At 63.9% G+C, this 16,661-nt stretch carries 17 protein-coding genes; 15 read left to right on the top strand and 2 right to left on the bottom strand.

The features are described from left to right. Positions 1 to 16 precede the first annotated feature (16 nt). Both D6B98_RS16885 and D6B98_RS16880 read right to left on the bottom strand, forming a co-directional pair. Positions 17 to 1,036 (bottom strand): lysylphosphatidylglycerol synthase transmembrane domain-containing protein, encoded by a 1,020-nt coding sequence (locus D6B98_RS16885; protein WP_126258094.1) that lies wholly within the window; start codon positions 1,034 to 1,036, stop codon positions 17 to 19. Positions 1,037 to 1,048: 12 nt separating this feature from the next. Beyond that, a complete protein-coding gene (locus D6B98_RS16880) occupies positions 1,049 to 1,636 on the bottom strand; it encodes an SIS domain-containing protein (protein WP_245481408.1) in 588 nt (195 codons plus the stop codon). Between the two features lie 165 nt (positions 1,637 to 1,801). Here D6B98_RS16880 and D6B98_RS16875 point away from each other — a divergent pair, with 165 nt between their 5' ends. From D6B98_RS16875 to D6B98_RS16805, 15 genes are all read left to right on the top strand, one after another. Continuing rightward, positions 1,802 to 2,818, top strand: coding sequence for an SDR family oxidoreductase (locus D6B98_RS16875; RefSeq protein WP_126258092.1), 1,017 nt, complete (start codon positions 1,802 to 1,804; stop codon positions 2,816 to 2,818). Between the two features lie 82 nt (positions 2,819 to 2,900). Beyond that, positions 2,901 to 4,466: a PfkB family carbohydrate kinase gene (locus tag D6B98_RS16870; protein WP_126258091.1), complete on the top strand. Its 1,566-nt coding sequence runs from the start codon at positions 2,901 to 2,903 to the stop codon at positions 4,464 to 4,466. A 27-nt stretch (positions 4,467 to 4,493) separates the two neighbouring features. Further along, positions 4,494 to 5,495, top strand: a complete 1,002-nt coding sequence (locus D6B98_RS16865) for an NAD-dependent epimerase/dehydratase family protein (RefSeq protein ID WP_126258090.1) — start codon at positions 4,494 to 4,496, stop codon at positions 5,493 to 5,495. Between the two features lie 5 nt (positions 5,496 to 5,500). Further along, on the top strand, positions 5,501 to 6,112 hold the full coding sequence (locus D6B98_RS16860) for an HAD family hydrolase (RefSeq protein WP_245481407.1): 612 nt from the start codon (positions 5,501 to 5,503) through the stop codon (positions 6,110 to 6,112). After that, positions 6,109 to 7,146 carry an aminoglycoside phosphotransferase family protein gene (locus tag D6B98_RS16855; RefSeq protein WP_164718670.1) on the top strand — a complete coding sequence of 346 codons (1,038 nt, stop codon included), beginning with the start codon at positions 6,109 to 6,111 and terminating at the stop codon, positions 7,144 to 7,146. The genes D6B98_RS16860 and D6B98_RS16855 overlap by 4 nt, the downstream gene beginning before the upstream one ends. After that, positions 7,121 to 7,969 carry a transketolase gene (locus D6B98_RS16850; RefSeq protein WP_126258088.1) on the top strand — a complete coding sequence of 283 codons (849 nt, stop codon included), beginning with the start codon at positions 7,121 to 7,123 and terminating at the stop codon, positions 7,967 to 7,969. The genes D6B98_RS16855 and D6B98_RS16850 overlap by 26 nt, the downstream gene beginning before the upstream one ends. Before the next feature lie 10 nt (positions 7,970 to 7,979). Further along, a complete protein-coding gene (locus tag D6B98_RS16845) occupies positions 7,980 to 8,939 on the top strand; it encodes a transketolase family protein (RefSeq protein WP_126258087.1) in 960 nt (319 codons plus the stop codon). Between the two features lie 8 nt (positions 8,940 to 8,947). After that, on the top strand, positions 8,948 to 10,054 hold the full coding sequence (locus tag D6B98_RS16840; RefSeq protein ID WP_126258086.1) for a DegT/DnrJ/EryC1/StrS family aminotransferase: 1,107 nt from the start codon (positions 8,948 to 8,950) through the stop codon (positions 10,052 to 10,054). Further along, positions 10,044 to 11,162, top strand: coding sequence for a DegT/DnrJ/EryC1/StrS family aminotransferase (locus tag D6B98_RS16835; protein WP_126258085.1), 1,119 nt, complete (start codon positions 10,044 to 10,046; stop codon positions 11,160 to 11,162). The genes D6B98_RS16840 and D6B98_RS16835 overlap by 11 nt, the downstream gene beginning before the upstream one ends. After that, positions 11,159 to 11,965 carry a sporadic carbohydrate cluster 2OG-Fe(II) oxygenase gene (locus D6B98_RS16830; RefSeq protein ID WP_126258084.1) on the top strand — a complete coding sequence of 269 codons (807 nt, stop codon included), beginning with the start codon at positions 11,159 to 11,161 and terminating at the stop codon, positions 11,963 to 11,965. The genes D6B98_RS16835 and D6B98_RS16830 overlap by 4 nt, the downstream gene beginning before the upstream one ends. Then, positions 11,958 to 12,350, top strand: a complete 393-nt coding sequence (locus D6B98_RS16825) for an LIC12192 family sporadic carbohydrate cluster protein (RefSeq protein WP_126258083.1) — start codon at positions 11,958 to 11,960, stop codon at positions 12,348 to 12,350. The genes D6B98_RS16830 and D6B98_RS16825 overlap by 8 nt, the downstream gene beginning before the upstream one ends. A gap of 25 nt (positions 12,351 to 12,375) precedes the next feature. Further along, on the top strand, positions 12,376 to 13,041 hold the full coding sequence (locus tag D6B98_RS16820; RefSeq protein ID WP_126258082.1) for a class I SAM-dependent methyltransferase: 666 nt from the start codon (positions 12,376 to 12,378) through the stop codon (positions 13,039 to 13,041). Beyond that, positions 13,019 to 13,606 carry a WbuC family cupin fold metalloprotein gene (locus tag D6B98_RS16815; protein WP_126258081.1) on the top strand — a complete coding sequence of 196 codons (588 nt, stop codon included), beginning with the start codon at positions 13,019 to 13,021 and terminating at the stop codon, positions 13,604 to 13,606. Before D6B98_RS16820 ends, D6B98_RS16815 begins: the two co-directional genes overlap by 23 nt. Before the next feature lie 4 nt (positions 13,607 to 13,610). After that, the gene (locus D6B98_RS16810; protein ID WP_126258080.1) at positions 13,611 to 15,371 is read left to right on the top strand and encodes a hypothetical protein; all 1,761 of its coding nucleotides are present in this window, start codon (positions 13,611 to 13,613) and stop codon (positions 15,369 to 15,371) included. A gap of 202 nt (positions 15,372 to 15,573) precedes the next feature. Further along, positions 15,574 to 16,545, top strand: coding sequence for a lysylphosphatidylglycerol synthase transmembrane domain-containing protein (locus tag D6B98_RS16805; protein ID WP_126258079.1), 972 nt, complete (start codon positions 15,574 to 15,576; stop codon positions 16,543 to 16,545). Positions 16,546 to 16,661: the final 116 nt, after the last annotated feature.

The raw sequence follows: 16,661 nt of genomic DNA, 5'->3' as shown, positions 1-16,661 counted from the left end.
AATGGGCTCAAGCGGGTCATGGTTGGCTCGAGACTTCCCTGCCCAGCCCGTCGTAGCTGGGGGCTTCCTCCGCCGCCTTGGCGGCGTTGTCCGCGGAATACGATCCGCGCTCCGGACTTGCCAGCCAGATCGCACCTCCGACAAGCCCGATGATGACGCTAATGGCGCCCAGCAGCAGCGAGACCGACAGCGCTTGCTCGGAAGGGACGCCGGCCAGACCGAGGCAGGCGACCATCGCCCCCTCCCGAACGCCCCAGCCGCTGATCGAGATCGGGACCGCCGTCAGCAGCACCACCGGCGGAATCAGGACGCCGGCGTCCGTCATCGAGAGCTGGGCGCCGACACCGCGCGCCAAGGCGTAGCAGGCCGCCGCGGTCACGAGATGGATGAGGAGCGCCGATCCGAACAGCAAAGCGCGACTCTTCGACTGCAGGAGAAGGAACCTGACCAGCGTTCCGAACCGGACGAAGCTTGCGATCGCCGGATGCGCAACGAGGCGCCTGGGCAGGCGGTCGAGCGTCAACAGAATTGCAGTGCCGGCCACGCCCGCCAGCGTCAGCCCGCCGATGGCCAGGATCGCGGCCGGATTGGACACGCGTGACGTGAGGAACGGCAATCCGGCCACCATCAGCACGATCAGCCCGATCAAGGCCGTGAAACGATCGGCCGCGACGCCCTTGACCGCCTCGGACCAGTGCACGCCGCGCTGGCGCAGCAGCCAGATCCGCACGGCGTCGCCGCCGACCGAGGACGGCAGCACCTGATTGAACCAGAGGCTGATCATGAGGATGCGCCAGCCGGCGAGCCAGTCCAGCGAGACGCCGAGCGCACGCATGATCAGCTCCCACCGGCCGTTGAGCACGAAGGTCTGGAAGAAAATCAGCGTCAGCGCGAGGACGAACAGGAAAGGATCGACCGAGACAAGATGGCTGCGCAATTGTTGCAGGTCGAGACCGCGCGCGATGTAGACCAGCACGGCGATCGACAGCAGCAGCTTTACCGAAAACAGGGCCGCCTGCTTGAACCGCGACTGCATCGGGTGCCCGCCTCAGGATGCCGGATATTCCGCGCGACCGATGACAAGGTCGATCGCGGCCATCATCCAGAACTGGTGCGTCGTCTCGACAATGTTGTAGCTGCGGCTGTCGACGAAGAAATTGACGTCGCCGAGATTGCGCAGGGGATTGTCCGCATTCATCCCCGACAGCGTGATCACGTCGAGCTTCATCGTCCGCGCCTGCGCAACCGCATTGAGGATGTTCTTCGAGCGCCCGGACGAGCTGATCGCGACGAGGCAGTCGCCGGCACGCGCGTTCAATCGCACGGCGTGCGCGATCCAATCTTCGAAGCCGTAATCGTTGGCGAGGCACGACATCATGCTCGCGTCGCTGAAGCAGAGCGCAGGCACCGCTGCGTTCTTCGCCAGATCGATCGCCAGATGCGAGGCGATGCCCGCCGAACCGCCGTTGCCGATGAAGATGACGCGGCCGCCCTGCTCGCGCGCGCGCAACCAGATGGCGCGGGTGGCGGAGATCCTGGCAAAAACGCCGTCGTCGACAGCCGTCGCGCGATGCAGGCGCCCCACATAATCGATGAGGAAAGCCTTGTGATCGGGATCGACGGACTCGGCAGGCATGGGCTGGCGGCTCGGCTGCAACATGATGCCCTGATACCGGCTATCACTAGGGATTGCAAAGGCATAATGCTTGCAAAGTCGGCGAGCGGCTGATAGTCGGCTTTCGGGTTTCACTCAACATTGGCCGGCCTGTTTCGCTGGGCATTCGCGTCACGGATGTTCCCCATGAAATGCATTGTCACTGGTGGCGCAGGTTTCATCGGAAGTCACCTCGTCGATCGCCTCCTCGACGATGGCCACGAGGTGGTCGCGCTCGACAATTTCGTCATCGGCCGCCCGGAAAATCTGGCCTCGCGCGCCAATTCGAGCCAGTTGAAGGTCGTGCGGGCGGACGTCACCGACCTCGACTCGATCAGACCGTATTTCCACGGTATCGACTGGGTCTTCCACCTCGCGGCACTGGCCGACATCGTTCCCTCGATCGAGTCCCCGATCCCGTATCATCGCGCCAATGTCGACGGCACGGTCAACGTTCTCGAGGCGGCACGGCACGCCGGCGTCCGCCGCTTCGTATATGCCGCATCGTCGTCCTGCTACGGCATTCCCGACGTCTACCCGACGCCGGAGAGCGCCGAGATCCGTCCGATGTACCCCTACGCGCTTACCAAGAATCTCGGCGAGCAGTGCGTCATGCACTGGTGCCAGGTCTACAAGTTGCCCGCGGTCGCGCTCCGCCTGTTCAACGTGTACGGGCCGCGCCATCGCACCACCGGCACCTACGGTGCCGTGTTCGGTGTGTTCATGGCGCAGAAGCTCGCCGGCAAGCCCTTCACGGTGGTCGGCGACGGCGAACAGACGCGCGACTTCACCTTCGTCAGCGACGTCGCAGACGCCTTCGTGACCGCCGCGCGCTCCTATATCTCGCACGAGATATTCAACGTCGGCTCGGACAACACTTACAGCGTCAACCGGCTGGTCGAGCTTCTCGGCGGCGACAAGGTCCACATCCCCAAACGTCCGGGCGAGCCCGATTGCACCTACGCCGACATCACCAAGATCAAACGGGTCCTGAACTGGACGCCGAAGGTGAAATTCGAGGACGGCGTTGCGACGATGCTGAAATCGATGGACCAGTACAAGGACGCGCCGCTGTGGACGGTCGACAAGATCGCCGACGCCACCAAGGACTGGTTCAAATATCTCGGTGACGACAACGACTCGGCCCAGAAGGCAAGCTCTTGAACAGGTGCGCGGGATATTCTTGCCGCGATTCGATCATTTCCGGGCGGCCATCTGAGACCTACCGGCGCTTTGGGTAATTCACATGGCTAATGCTGAGACAGACAAGCCGGCCGTCCATCCGGCACCGCACGACAAGATCAGGACGATCGAGGAACTCGGCGAGATCGCGCGTGCCGCGCAGGCAAAGGGCCTGACCGTCGCGCTCTGCCACGGCGTGTTCGATCTGGTGCATCTCGGCCACGTCCGGCACATCCTGGCGGCGCGCAACGAGGCCGACGTGGTCATCGTGACCATCACCGCCGACCGTTTCGTCAACAAGGGCCCGGGACGGCCGATCTTCCCGGAGAACATGCGTGCCGAGATGCTGGCCGCACTCGGCACGGTCGACTGGGTCGGCATCAACCAGACCTCCAGCGCCGAGCCGGTGCTCGATACCGTGCGCCCCGACATCTACGTGAAGGGCTCGGACTACGAGAATCCCGAGGACGACGTCACCGGCAAGATCGCCATCGAGCGCGAAGCCGTCGAACGTCATGGCGGGCGGATCGTCTTCACGCGCGACGTGACCTTCAGCTCGTCGTCGCTGCTGAACCGCTACTTCGACATCTACGATCCACCCCTGCGCGACTACCTGCAGAAGGTGCGCGAAGGCGGCGGCGCCGAGCGGCTGCTGAAGCTGATCGACAATATCCAGGACATGCACGTCGTGCTGGTCGGCGATACCATCATCGACGAATACCAATACGTCACGGCGCTCGGGAAGGCTTCGAAGGAGAATATCGTCGCAACCCTGCTCAAGAACGGCGAGCAATTTGCCGGCGGCGTCATCGCCGCGGCCAATCACGTCGCGAGCTTCTGCAAGTCGGTCGAGATCGTCACGACGCTGGGCGGCAACGACTACCCTGAAGAGTTCATTCGCGCGCATGTCCGCCCGAATGTCACGCTGACGCCGATCCGCATTCAGGGCCGTCCGACTACCCGCAAGTTGCGGTACGTCGAGATGGGCTATCTGCACAAGCTGTTCGAAGTCTATACCATGGACGACACGCCGCTCGAGGAGACCACGCGCAAGGAGATCGACCGCGTCACCGCCGAGCGCGTGCGCGCCGCGGACGTCGTCATCGTCACCGATTTCGGTCACGGCATGATCGCGTCCAGCACGATCGAGGCGTTGAGCGCGAACTCCAAGTTCCTGGCGGTCAATGCCCAGAGCAACAGCGGCAACCACGGCTACAACCTGATCACGAAATATCCGCGGGCCGACTACGTCTGCATCGACGCACCGGAAGCGCGGCTGGCCGCCACCGACAAGTTCAGCGACATCGCATCGGTGATCGAGGACGGCCTGCACCGCAAGATCGACTGCGACAACATGATCATCACGCACGGCTCCTTCGGCTGTTACCCCTTCTCGTCGAAGACCGGCGTCGCGCGCGTGCCCGCTTTCACCAAGACCGTGGTCGACACGGTCGGCGCCGGCGACGCCTTCCTGACGATTACGGCGCCGCTGGTGGCGGCCGGCGGCAATATCGAGGACGTCGCCTTCATCGGCAATGCGGCGGGCGCGATCAAGGTCGGCATCGTCGGTCACCGCAACTCGGTTGAAAAGGCACCGCTGGTCAAGTTCGTCACCGCGTTGTTGAAGTAACGCGAACGAAAAATCTGGAGAACGACAGTGATTGATCGGAAATGGAACGTGATGGTCACCGGTGGCGCCGGCTATGTCGGCAGCGTGCTGGTTCCCCAGTTGCTGGCGGCCGGCCACAAGGTCACGGTGCTCGACCTCTTCATGTACGGCGACGACGTCTTCAACGCCGTTCGCGACAATCCGAACCTGCGCCTGATCAAGGGCGACATCCGCGATGAGGCCGCCGTCAACGAGGCCCTGCGCGGCAACAACGCCGTGATCCACCTCGCCTGCATCTCCAACGACCCCTCGTTCGAGCTGGATCCGGCGCTCGGCAAGTCCATCAACTACGATTGCTTCCGGCCGATGGTGCGCGCCGCGAAGAAGGCCGGCATCAAGCGCTTCATCTACGCCTCCTCGTCGAGCGTCTACGGCATCAAGGACGAGGCCGAGGTGACCGAGGAACTGTCCTGCGAGCCGCTCACGGACTATTCCAAGTTCAAGGCGATGTGCGAGACCGACCTCGCCGAAGAGGCGGCGTCCGGCTTCGTCACCTGCACGGTTCGTCCCGCCACCGTCTGCGGCTACGCACCGCGGCAGCGTCTCGACGTCGTCGTCAACATCCTGACCAATCTCGCCGTCAACACCGGCCGCATCCGGGTGTTCGGCGGAACGCAGAAGCGGCCCAATCTGCACATCCAGGACATGTCCGCGGCCTATCTGTTCCTGCTGCAGCAGGATGACGCGAAGATCGACGGCAAGACCTACAACATCGGCTACGAGAACCACTCGCTGATGAAGATCGCCGACATCGTCAAATCGGTGGTGGGAGACAGCGTCGACGTCGCCGTCGAGCCGACCGACGATCTGCGCTCCTACCACGTGTCGTCGGAGAAAATCCGCCGCGAGCTCGGATTTGCGCCAACCCACACGATCGAGCAGGCCGTGTCCGGCCTCGTGGACGCCTTCAAGGCCGGCCGCCTGCCGAACTCGCTCAACGATCCCCGGTATTTCAACATCAAGATGATGCAGAACATCAGCCTGAAGTGAGCGGCGTGCGGATCGGCATCGATTTCGACAACACGATCATCTGCTACGACAAGGTCTTTGCCGCCGTCGCGCGTCAGCGTGGGCTGGTGCCGGAGGGCTGGGAGGGGCTGAAGACCGAGGTACGGGATCTCTTGCGGTCCCGTGCCGGCGGCGAGCTGGCCTGGCAGGGGCTGCAGGGCTTCGTCTACGGCAAGGGCATTGGCGGCGCCGAGATCTATCCTGGAGTCCGCGAGTTCCTCGCAAGCTGCCGCAAGGCCGGCGCGAGCGTCTACATCGTCAGCCACAAGACGCAGTTCGGCCATCAGGACCCCGACCGCGTCGACTTGCGCGAGGCCGCGCGCGGTTGGTTGAAAGCTGCAGGTCTCATCGACGCCGCCGATGCAGCGCTGGCGGCGGGCAATGTCTATTTCGAGGATACGCTGGTGGCCAAGGTCGAGCGGCTTGCGAGCCTGAAGCTCGATATCTTCATTGACGATCTCGTCGATGTGTTCGAGCAGCCGCATTTTCCGAAGACGACGCGGTCGATCCTGTTCACGCAGTCGCGGCCTCCCCATCCTGATCATTGCGAGCCGATTGCGAGCTGGGCGAATATAAGCCGCGAGGTGTTCGCGCAATGAGCGAGCCGGACCTGAACGCGCTGGATGCAATTTCGATCGGCAGCCGCCTGGCCGGAGCGCAGGTCGTAGCCGCTCAACCGGCGCGGTCCGGCGGCAACAACAGGGTGTTTCGGCTGGAGATGGCGAAGGGACCGCCCCTCGCCCTCAAGCACTATCCGTCCGACGGGCGCGATCGCCTGGGACAGGAATACGACGCGCTCACGTTTCTATCGCGCCACGGCATCTCGTCGACGCCGCGGCCGATCGCAAAGGACGCAGATGCGTTCTGCGCGCTGTATCAATGGTTCGACGGTGACGCGGCGGTCCTGCATCCCCGGGAGGACGATGCCGACCAGCTGGCCGATTTCCTGATCGAATTGCAGAAATTGCGCGACGCCGAGGGTGCACAGACCCTGCGGAACGCCTCGGCCAGCATCTTTTCGCCCGAGCAAGCCATCGCCCAATACGAGCAGCGCCTCGACGGACTGAGGCGGGCCTCGGACGATCATCCGGATCTGCGTGCGTTCATCGACGGCAGCCTGGTTCCCAGCACGGCCGCCGCCGTTCGACGCCTCCGTCGACGTTATGCGGAACTCGGACGAAATCCCGCAGCGGACCTTTTGCCCGCTCATCGCGCATTGAGCCCCTCGGACTTCGGTCTGCACAACGCGCTGCGCGCCGAGGACGGCAGGCTGCGCTTCATCGACTTCGAATATTTCGGGTGGGACGATCCGGTCAAGCTCGTGTCCGACACCGCGATTCACCCAGGCAGCGATCTGCCGGAGGCCAGCGCGAACCGATTGATCGAGAGGCTCTCGCGCGCGTTCGACGCTGGGGATGACGCGTTTGCGATCCGCCGTGACGTACTGTATCCTGTCTTCGGGGCGATTTGGTGCCTGATTGTCCTGAATGCCTATTTGCCCGAAAGCCGCTCCCGGCGCGCCCTGGCTGCGCAAGGTGGCGATCTGACGGTCCGCCTTGCCGGTCAGCTCGACAAAGCCCGCCGGCTTCATCAAACGATTTGCCAACGTGATCCAGATCTCACCCCACGCTGAAGCCGCCCTCACCTGCACGCTGGACGAGCGCAGTCTGTATTTGCGCCGCCTCGTCCTCGGTTCTGTCCGCTCCGCAGGACGCGGCCATGTCGGTCCGGCCCTGTCGCTGATCGAGATGGTCCGCGTGCTCTACGACGACGTGCTGCGGATCGACCCGAACAACCCGGGCGATCCGGAACGCGACCGCGCCATCCTCAGCAAGGGACACGGCTGTCTGGCGCTCTATGCGCTGCTCGCCGATCGCGGCTTCTTCCCGCTGTCGGAACTGGACGGGTTTTGCGGCTCCGACAGTATCTTGGGCGGACATCCCGAATACGGCATGGTGCCGGGCGTCGAGGCATCGACCGGCGCGCTCGGCCACGGCCTGTCGATCGGTGTCGGACTCGCGCTCGCCGCGCGCATGCGCGAGCGCAGCTACCGGACCTTCGTCCTGCTCGGCGACGGCGAGATCAACGAGGGATCGGTGTGGGAAGCCGCCATGGGTGCGGCCAAGCACGGGCTCGATAACCTGGTCGCGATGATCGACTACAACAAGCTCCAGAGTTATGGGCCGACCGACTACGTCCTGCCGCTGGAGCCGCTCGCGGACAAGTGGCGCAGCTTCGGCTTCGCCGTGCAGGAGCTCAACGGCCACGACGTCGGCGCGCTGCGCACCGTCCTAAAGCAAGTCCCGGCCGTTCCGGGCAAACCGACCGCGATCATCTGCCATACCGTCAAGGGCAAGGGTCTGCCGGCCGCGGAATCCAACGCCGATTGGCATCACAAGAACAAGCTGACCGACAGCGAGCTCGACGCCATTCGCGTCGCCGTCGGCGATTTTTGATCGGCTCCCCATGCGCAACACCGCGATGAACATGGTCCACAAGCTCGCCGCGCGCGACGAGCGTGTGCTCTACATCGGCTCCGATCCCGGCGCCGGCACGCTGCGCGCCATGAGCAAGGAGTTTCCCAAGCGCCATCTGATCGAGGGCATTTCGGAGGCGCACATCATCGGCATGTCGGCTGGTCTGGCGATGGAGGGCTTCGTGCCCTACGTCAACACCATCGCGACATTCCTCACCCGCCGCTGCTACGAGCAGGTCGCCGTCGACCTCTGTCTGCACAACCTCCCGGTACGGCTGATCGCCAATGGCGGCGGTCTCGTTTACGCGCCGCTCGGCCCCACCCACCAGGCGATCGAAGACATCGCCATCATGCGGGCGCTGCCGAACATGACGGTGGTCTGCCCGTGCGACGCCGATGAGGCCGCGCGGCTGATGGAAAAGACGCTCGACTGGACCGGGCCGATCTACATCCGGCTCGGCAAGGGCGGCGACGCGATCGTCTCGAAGGCCGAGCACGGCTTCGAGATCGGCAAGGCCATCCTGATGCGGCCGCCGGGCGAGGTCCTCATGGTGACCACCGGCATCATGCTTCAGCGCGCAATCGCCGCCGCCGACCAGCTCGCCGCGCAAGGCATTCGCGCCGGCATCCTGCACATGCATACGGTGAAGCCGCTCGACGCCGAGGCGCTGCTCCAGGCGGTGCGCGGCACCAAGCTCGTGGCGACGCTGGAGGAGCACGTGCCCTCCGGCGGCCTCGGCAGCGCCGTCGCCGAAGCGCTGATCGACCGGCTCGGCTCCGGCTTCCCTACGATGCTGCGGCTGTCGCTGCCGGACCGCTTCATGCACAATTACGGCTCGCAGGATTCGCTGCTGAAGAAGCACGGACTGTCCGCCAGCGCCATCGCGACGTCGATCGAGCACGCGCTCGCGGCGTCGCGCAGCTCCGCTCCTCAACTTCATTCCATCTGACGGGTCACATGTACGACGTTCGATATTCCTATCTGCTCGAGCAGTTCTCCGACCCCGCTCCGATCCTGGCCGAGATCGGCCGGCTGGTTGCGACCGGTGACTTCACCCTTGGCAAGCCCGTTGCCGAATTCGAGAAGCGCTTTGCCGAACTGATCGGCGTGCGTCACGCCATCGGCGTCGGATCGGGCACTGACGCGCTCAAGCTGCCGCTCAAAGCGCTCGGCATCGGTCATGGCGACGAGGTCATCACCGCCGCCAACACCTTCATCGCCACCGTCGGTGCGATCGCGGAAACCGGCGCGACGCCGGTGCTGGTCGACTGCGACGATTCCTTCTGCATGAACGTCGACCATGTCGAGGCCGCGATCACTGAGAAGACCAAGGCGATCATGCCGGTTCAGTTGACCGGCGAGGTTACCGACATGGGGAAGCTGATGGCGATCGCGCAGCGTCGCAACCTGCCCGTGGTCGAGGACGCCTGCCAGGGCATCCTGTCGGAGTTTGCGGGAAAGCGTTCCGGCACCCACGGCATCGCGGCCGGCTTCTCCCTGCATCCGCTCAAGAACCTCAACGTCTGGGGCGATGCCGGCGTCGTCGTCACCAATGACGACGGCATGAACGAGAAGCTCCGCCTGATCCGCAACCACGGCATGAAGAACCGCGACGAGATCGCGATCCTGGGCTGCAATTCGCGGCTCGATTCCCTCCAGGCGGTCGTCGGCAACTGGCTGATCGGTCAGACCAGCGAGATCACGCGGCGCCGGATCGAGAATGCCGCCTATTACGACGCGGGCCTTGCCGGCCTGCCTGGCCTGCGCGTCCCGCCGCGCCGGCCCAACGTGAAGCACGTCTACCATCTCTACATGGTGTTCGCCGAACGCCGCGACGAGCTTTACAAGTACTGCCTGGACAACGGCATCGAGGCCAAGATCCACTATCCGATCCCGCTGTATCAGCAGGAAGGCCTGAAGCATCTCGGCTACGCGCCCGGCACCTTCCCGGTCACCGACCGCCACGCCAAGGAGGTCATCAGCTTCCCCGTCGACCAGCATCTGACGCGTGCGCAGCAGGACCGCGTCATCGAAACCGTCAGGAAGTTCTGCCATGGACGCTGACACCGGCCGCCGGCGCATCGGTTACGTCAATCTTCCCGCGCAATTCGAGGAAGAGCGCGCCGAGATCATGCAGGCGGTCGAGGGCGTGTTCCAGCGCGGCGATTTCATCGGCGGCGCGGCAGTCGGAAAGCTCGAGGAGGAATTGTCGGCCTATCTCGGCTCGCCGCATGTGGTGACGCTGAATTCCGGCACCGACGCACTGATCCTCGCCTTGCGGGCGCTCGACATCGGCCCCGGCGACGAGGTCATCACCCCCCCGAATTCGTTCGTGGCGTCGACCGCCGCGATCATCGCGGTCGGCGCCACGCCGGTGTTTGCGGATGTGCTGCCGGACCAGAACATCGATCCGGCCGCGGTCGAGGCCGCCGTCACGGCGCGCACCAGGGCGATCATGCCGGTGCATCTGACCGGGCGCATGGCCGACATGACCCCGCTGATGGCGATCGCGGACAAGCACGCGCTCGCCGTAATCGAGGACAGCGCGCAAGCCGTCGGCTCGACCTATGACGGCCGGATGAGCGGCACCATCGGCACGTTCGGCTGCTTCTCCGCCCATCCCTTGAAGAATCTCAACGCGGCCGGCGATGCCGGTTTCCTCGTCACCGCCGACGCCGGCTTCGCCGCCAGGATCCGCCGGCTGTGCAATCACGGCCTGATCAACCGCAGTGACGTCCAGGAATGGGGCATCGTGTCACGGCTCGACACGCTCCAGGCCGAGGTGCTGCGCATTCGCCTGCGTCACCTGCCCTCGGTGATCGAACGCCGGCGGCGCAACGCCGCGCAATACCGCGCCGAGCTCGAAGGCCTGCCTCTGTTCATTCCGCCCTGCCGCAACATCGAGTTCAACACCTTCCATACCTTCGTGGTGCAGACCGACCGCCGCAACGACTTCCAGAAATATCTGGCCGACAAGGGCGTCGAGACTGCCATTCACTATCCGGTCCCGATCCACCTGCAGCCGGCGGCGGCGCATCTGGGTCATGGCCGCGGCGCGTTCCCGGTGACCGAGCGGCAGGCCGACCAGATCCTCACGCTTCCTATCAACCAGTTCCTGTCGGCCGCCGACATCAGCTATATTTGCGCGACCGCCCGGGAGTACTTTGCATGACGGATACGGACTTCCTTCAGGCCGGCGAGCAGGCGCTGGCGCAGCGCTTCATCGACGACGGCTTCGTCACCACGCCGGCCGACGATCGCGCCGGGCTCGACCGCATCCAGCGGCGCGCCGCGGAGCTCGCGGCGGACTATCTGAAGCTGCCGCACAGCAACGATCCCTACGCGATGCTCGACACCATCCACACGCGCGTGAGCGTGGACGATCTCAACGGCCTGCGGCTGCACGTCTTCAACGGCCTCAATGCCGAGCCGTGGTTCCGTCCGACCTATTTCCGTCTGGCGCGCTCGACGATCGAGACCATCGTCGGCAACGAGCTCTGCATGCAGCGCCGCGTCAACCTGAGCATTCAGCTTCCCGGCGACAGCTCGTCGCTGCTCGCCACCCATTCCGACGTCTGGTCGGGCGACTCGCCGTTCGAGGTCGTGGTGTGGGTGCCGCTGGTCGACGTGCACCGGACCAAATCGATGTATCTGCTGCCGCCGTCCCTGAACGGCGAGATGCAGGACCGGATGGCGACCTTGCGCAGCGCCGAGGAGCTGTACAAGACGATCAAGCCGCACGCGACCTTCATCGAGATTCCCTACGGTCACGTGATGCTGTTCAACCAGACCCTGATGCACGGCAACCGCGTCAACGAGGAAGCCGGCACGCGCTGGAGCATGAACTGCCGCTTCAAGAGCATCATGTCGCCCTACGCCGACAAGCGCTTCGGCGAGTTCTTCGAGCCGATCCTGCTGCGCCCGGCGACGCGGGTCGGCATGCAGTACAAGCTGCCGGGAGGCTTCCATGGCTGAGCGCACCGGCCATCGCGGCTATATCGGCGCCCGGCCGCTGAACGGCAGCCGCACCCCGCAGCACGTCCAGAACATCGTGATCCGCGACTATGCGCGGCGGAAGAACCTGCACTATCTCCTCAGTGCCGCCGAGCACACCATGCCCGGCAGCTACATGGTGCTCGAGGACATCCTGGACGAGCTGCCGCAACTGCGCGGCATGATTCTCTACAGCATCTTCATGCTGCCGCCCGACGAGGCTCGCCGGCGGGAAATCTACGACCGGGTGCTGCGCGAAGGCTGCGACCTCCACGCAGCCGTCGAGGAGATCACGCTGTCGTCGCAGAAGGACATCCAGGCGGTCGAGGACATCCTGCTGGTCAACAAGTACGCGACCATCCTGTGACCATGCCGCGGACCGGTTGAGCCCCATGAGCGAGATCAACCTGCTCCAGCCGATGCACGCCTCGACCAGGCGGAACTACGTCCAGCGCGTAGTCGAGCACGACAAGGCGGAATCCGCCACCGTCGCGCGGCAATGGGGACGCGACTACTGGGACGGCGACCGGCGCTACGGCTATGGCGGCTATCGCTATGACGGACGCTGGCGCCCGCTCGCCCAGACCCTGATCGATCGCTACGGCATCAAGCCCGGCATGAGCGTGCTCGATGTCGGCTGCGGCAAGGGTTATTTGCTCTACGAGTTCACCCAGCTCGTCCCCGACCTCACCATCGCCGGCATCGACATCTCTGACTACGGCATCGCCAATGCCAAGGAGGAGGTCCGGCCGCAGCTCCAGGTCGGCAACGCCGTCGAGCTGCCCTACCCCGATCACAGCTTCGATCTCGTGGTGTCGCTCGGCGTGCTGCACAACCTTCCGCTCGAGGACGTGTTCCGCGCGGTGCCCGAGATCGAGCGCGTCGGACGCGGCACCTCGAAATATCTGATGGTGGAATCCTTCCGCAACGAGCGTGAGAAGGCCAATCTGCTCTACTGGCAGCTCACCTGCCTGAGCTTCCACGGCCCGGAAACCTGGGCGTGGATCTACGACAAATGCGGCTACCGGGGCGACCATGGGTTCATCTTCTTCGAATGAGGCGACGGGCCTGCGCCGGCCGACCTCTCTGCGCATGCAGAATCCCGAGGTCTATTATTCTGACGACGCCATCGTCACGGCGGATGACGCCACGATCGCGGAACTGAAACGCATCGCCGCCGGCAACCCGCGTCTGCGCAGCCGGCTGTGCACGCATCCGGATCCCTCGTCCGGCCTGCACGAGATGCTGATCGTGCACCACCGGGAGGCCTATGTGCGGCCCCACAAGCATCTTGGCAAACCTGAATCGTTTCACGTCATCGAGGGCACCGCGCAGGTCGTGATCTTCGAGGACGACGGCCGCATTCGCGAGGTGCTCGAGATGGCGCCCTACGGCCAGGGCAAGCGCTGCTACTACCGCATGCCGGAAAAGGTCTTCCATTCGATCCTGATCACCTCGGAATGGCTGGTGTTCCACGAAACCACCGCCGGTCCGTTCGATCCCTCGCGGACGGCTTTTCCGGACTGGGCCCCCGATGGCAGTGACGCCGCCGAAGCGCGCGACTACATCACGCAGATCGGCAGGCTCGTCATGGAACATCAAGGCCGCGATGCGAAGGCCTGAGGCCATGATCGAGCCGGTCCGTCCCGACGGCCTCCGCCGGAAGACGATCCCAGACGCCGCGCTTTCCTACATGCGCGAGCGAATGGGTATTGGATATGTCTGGGTCGGTGTGGTTCTCGCCCTTGGTGCGAGCTTGCCTGCACTGTTCGCACGCGAGGTCTTCGGCGACGATTGGAGCGTTTACTACACCTACTGGACTGAGGGCCTCCCCGGACTTTTCCGCGTGCTGCGGGAAGCGGCTCATGCCGGCTTCATCGTGCCGATGTCGCTGCTCGTCGTTCTCTTGCCCGATATGCCCGACGTCGCTGCGCGGTTAGCAGGTCTGGGTTGCCACCTCGCGAACGGCCTGTTGCTCTACTCCATCCTCCAGAGGTCACCGCACACGAAGCCGATAGCTGCATTGTTTGCGGCTCTCTTCCTGCTCAGCCCGTTTTACGTCATTCGCCTTTCGCAGAACGCCGTCTACGACGTTTTCCTGCTTTTCTATTTGTTGTCTTACGAGTTGACCTATTCGAAAGTACGGGCGCTTCGATGGGCCGCACCGTTCTGCCTGTTCTTCTCATTGTCGCTGGAGACCTTGATCGCCCTCGAGCCACTCCGGGTCGTGCTGGCCCGATCTGCCGGCGAACGTTGGACACGGACACTTGCGCGGCTCGCTCCGTTCTGGCTGGCCATCGCGACCATCATCTTGCTGCGGCTGACGATTTTGGGCAAGAGCGGTCATTACGCCGGACAATATGGTTTCGTGTCTGACCCTGTCGTCATCCGAGAAGCGCTGGCGGCCCATTTCATGGCCTTTTGGACCGGCCTGGACTACGCCTATTCCCGCGGGTTCGGGCTACTGGGAAGCCGCAATTCCGCAGCCCTGGCATTGGCCGCCATGGTCGGCTCGGCCCTGCTCTCCGTGAGCGCTTTCTGGACACCATGGCTGCTGAGGAGCTTCGTCTCGTCCGCCAACGCGATATTGCTGTTGGTGCTGGGAGCCGCAATCGCCCTCCTCGGTGCGATGCCTTACGCCATCACCGGAATTTATGGCGACGTGATGCGGGCGGAATCGAGACTGCTCTTTCCCTCGCAGTTCGGCATCTTGATGCTGATGGCGACGTTCATCCAGGCGGTTCCGGGAGCACGATTGCGCGCCGGTTTGGCTGGCGGCCTGCTCACCGTCTTCGCGCTGTCCATGGTGCAGGACTCCAAATGGCTTCTCTACGACGGGCTGATCAGCTCGGATCTCCAGCGGCAAGTTCGAGCAGCCTTGCTTGCTGACCCCGAACCAAAGGTCGTGAGGCTCCATATAGAGAATGTCCATATAATCTCGTATCGCTCCCGCTGCCTTGGCGCCCCTGACATGAATGTCGCACAGATGGCGCTGCGCGATGCAAATCGAGAGCGATCGTTCGTGTACACGGATTATTGTGGAGATTTCGACAGTTCTGGGGCTGTACGGAGTGAAGGCTGCACGATCTCCTACCTTGAATTTTTTCCCTGCCCCCCACGACGAGAGACCTGGCGCTACCGCGCGGCGCCCGGAATTCCGCCGCCCGATCGCATCGGACTGCTCGAACTGATGAGGGCCGTCCTTGAGGATGCGCCGTCGGCCACGCAAGGTCGCGGCGAGCTCATGCAATTGAAGGACGATCTGGCAATTCCGCTAGCAAGAGCAGAATACCGGCCACCTTGCCGCCGGCCCGGAGTACGTGGAGCCGCCTGGCTGCTGGCGTTACCCGCGCCAGCCTGCGAGGACTCCGGCTCCGGAGCTCGATAGGCAAATCGCGATGCTCATACTATGGCTCCCGTTGATCCTCCTGGTAGGTTTCCCTGGAAAGGACCAGTTCGACTTGAGCCATTGCACCCATGCTCGCCAGAGCTAGCGCCGCGGCTCTCCATCGCCCTCCTCCGGCCGGTCGCATTCAGCCAATGCGCGAAGCCGGGAAGGACTGGCTGCTGACGGGTGGAACGGGCTGACGATGCCTCCTGGCAAGAAGACGATCATTGTCCTGACCAAGTTCATGGTCTCAGCCGGCATTATCATTCTGGTTGCACGCGACCTCGATCTTTCGTCACTCAAGGCCGACCTTCTCGCTGTCAAACTACACATGCTCGCGCTGGCGATGCTGCTGCTGTTCGCGCAGACGTTCGCCTTGTGCAACCGCTGGATTCTGATCCTCCGCGCGATCGGCGTGTCCCTGAATTGGGTGGCCGGATGGCGCATCGTACTTGCCAGCGCCTGGTTCAATCAGGTGTTGCCCTCCGGCGGCGAAGCAGTCCGTATATGGATGTTGCGGCGCCATAGAGTAAAGTGGTCGCAGACCCTGAGCAGCATTGTCGCAGATCGGTTCATCGGCCTTCTGACCCTTGGCTTGCTCATTCTGGCGGGAATGCCGTTCTTGATCTCGCGCATTCATGACGACGTCTTGCTGTTCGCCGTCGCAGCTGTCGTCGCCGCCGCATATTTCGGCGCAATCGTCCTCCTGATGTTGAATCGATTGTCGGCCCGAGCGACTGCAGGTCTTCCCGTCCGGATCATGCAATTTGCGGCGCTTCTCGAAGCTCCGCTACTCGCGAGAGCGGGACGTAAAGCCTTGTTAGGTTCGGCCATTGTTGTTCATCTTCTGACCATTACGGCGTCTTATGCTCTCGCGATCGGGCTGGACGCCGGGTTGTCCGCACTCGACGCATTCGTCCTCGTGCCGCTGGTGATCATGGCGGCCGCCGTCCCGCTCTCCATCGGAGGATGGGGCATCCGTGAGGGAGCGATGGTCGGCTCGCTCGGGCTTGTCGGCATCGCATCCGACAAGGCGCTCGCGATATCGATCTTGCTTGGGCTCGGCAATCTCATTGTCGGCATCATCGGGGGCGCTGTGTGGCTGCTTGCGCCCGAGCGTGCGGCTTACGACGCCGAACCGGATGATACGGCTCCACCGCTCCATCAGCGGTAATTGCGGGTACCTGAACAAGGTGCAACCGCACGGAACTGCCGCAGCAACCCGACGGGCCGGATGCCATCGATCGAAGGCGATCGTGCCGTGGCGCGGCGCTGTTCCGACCTTGGTGG

Origin of the sequence: Bradyrhizobium sp. LVM 105 (assembly GCF_003957705.1) — a bacterium.
GTDB lineage: Bacteria > Pseudomonadota > Alphaproteobacteria > Rhizobiales > Xanthobacteraceae > Bradyrhizobium > Bradyrhizobium frederickii.
Note: the sequence above shows the minus strand (reverse complement) of the source record. Positions and strands in the feature narration are given on the sequence as shown.